Below are 1,723 nucleotides of genomic sequence, written 5' to 3' on the forward strand. Positions count from 1 at the left end.
TTTGTGACACCCAGTTGTTTAGAGATGTCATCGTAGCTAAACGCTACATACCCTTTTTGTTGAATTAACTGCATTGCTAAATCTATTATTTGTACTTTTCGATTTTCCATAGTGCAATTCTAACTTACTAATAGGTAAGTGTCAATTCCTCCATGATGTTACTGGCCACTTTTTATTTACCAAATCAATTTTTCCTCAATTGTTCATTTATTTCGCGATCACGCCCGCGCTTTTTCCGTTATGTTCCCCCGTGAAGACTCGGACCGACGGATGGATCGCATGTACCAGAGCAATGTGAATAACGAGAAAATGCCTACCGAAATTAAAGCGCCGTACACATTTTCATAGGAACGGACCAACGAATTCTTTTTTTGAAATTCGAGTAACATACCGCAAACCGCGACGGAAAACGAACCGCCGAAAAACTGGATGAGCTGCATGAGTCCCATGCCTGAACCGATCAACTTGGCCTGCAATATACGTGACGTTTAGTAGTTTAATGAAGCTAACGTTACTGAGGTCGCGGGCGAGAAGAATAGGTACCCGAACAAGATTACAGTCGGTGATGTGCCTAGGTCTGCCCAAAATGCTATCAAAACGAAAGCTAAAATCCCATGCCCGAGAATCAGAAACCGCACACTGCCGTAGTGGTCGATCCAGCGTCCGATGAAGAACGTGAGAAAGGCTGATAAAACGGCGCCTGGTCCGATTGTAAACCCGATAGCCAACGGAGATTTGCCAAATAGATTTGCAAGTGCCAGTGGCATTAAGAACAAGTTATCGATATTCAGAACCATAAGGAAGAAACCGACAAGAAGCAGTTTCCGGTACATTGGCTTTGCCAAGAGTTCCGGGTTGATAAACGATTCTTTCGTGTGTTTGACGTGCCAGACATGGGCAGCAATCGATAACAATCCGGCTGTCAGCCAGGCGGCTGAGCGGTGCGTTACGGCGGTCAGAAGAGTCACCGCATGGACGACGGTCAGGAAGGCCAGTTATGTCAAACCGGAAAGGCTTTGGCTCCTCTTTGGGGAGCAGGCGCAGCAGAATCGGGAGAAGAACAAGCACAAGGCAAGAGACAGCAAATAACCATTTCCAATCGATGTACTCGCTGATCAACCCACCGACAATTGGCCCAAGTCCAAATGCCATGGAAGTTCCCGCCGAAATTATTGAAATTGCTCTGCCTCGCCTTTCATAAGGAATATACCGGCTGGCTAAAACGAGGCCAAGTCCCGGCATCACACCGGCGCCGGCGGACTGCGCAATCCGAGCTATAAGCAAAGCTTGAAAATTCGTAGCGAAGATGCCAAAGACGGAAGAAAGCCCCATTATCATGAGTCCAACAGACAGCAATCTTCGAATCGGCAGTACGTCGGAGATTCTGCAGTAAATCACCGTTGATAATGCATATCCGAATCGAGTAACTTGAAACGATCCAAGAGACGCTGAAACCCCCGATATCCCTAATGATGCTCGGAATGGAGACGTTAAACATCGTCGTGTTCATCATGACGATGAACAGTCCGAACGTCCATACCGGCCATTACGATTTTGTCATTCATATTGTTAGCTCCTATCCGAGGCTATACCCATCCATTGCTAAATTGGTGGTCCAAATTGTGTAAAAAAATGCAAAGATAACGATTTAAGACTCCAAATTTGGCAAAGATTGCTTTTGTGCCACAAAATCTTGGTTTACAACCTTTTTATTATTTAAGAA

General features: G+C 45.6%; 2 protein-coding genes. One reads left to right on the forward strand and one right to left on the reverse strand.

Features of this window, described 5'->3' with window-relative positions:
- Window positions 1-777: 777 nt before the first annotated feature.
- Window positions 778-1,464 (reverse strand): MFS transporter, encoded by a 687-nt coding sequence (locus COE25_RS32020; protein WP_257209021.1) that lies wholly within the window; start codon window positions 1,462-1,464, stop codon window positions 778-780.
- 17 nt (window positions 1,465-1,481) lie between these two features.
- On the opposite strand from COE25_RS32020, the gene COE25_RS32025 reads away from it, so the two are divergent.
- Entirely contained in the window at window positions 1,482-1,628 is a 147-nt protein-coding gene (locus COE25_RS32025; RefSeq protein WP_257209019.1) for a hypothetical protein, read from the forward strand.
- Window positions 1,629-1,723 lie beyond the last annotated feature (95 nt).

Origin of the sequence: Bacillus sp. AFS031507, assembly GCF_002584635.1 — a bacterium.
Taxonomy (GTDB): Bacteria; Bacillota; Bacilli; order Bacillales; family Cytobacillaceae; genus Neobacillus.

Bases quoted from the DNA above. Each gene is read 5' to 3' on its own strand.
- COE25_RS32025 (WP_257209019.1), top strand. From the start codon at position 1,482: ATGGAGACGTTAAACATCGTCGTGTTCATCATGACGATGAACAGTCCG.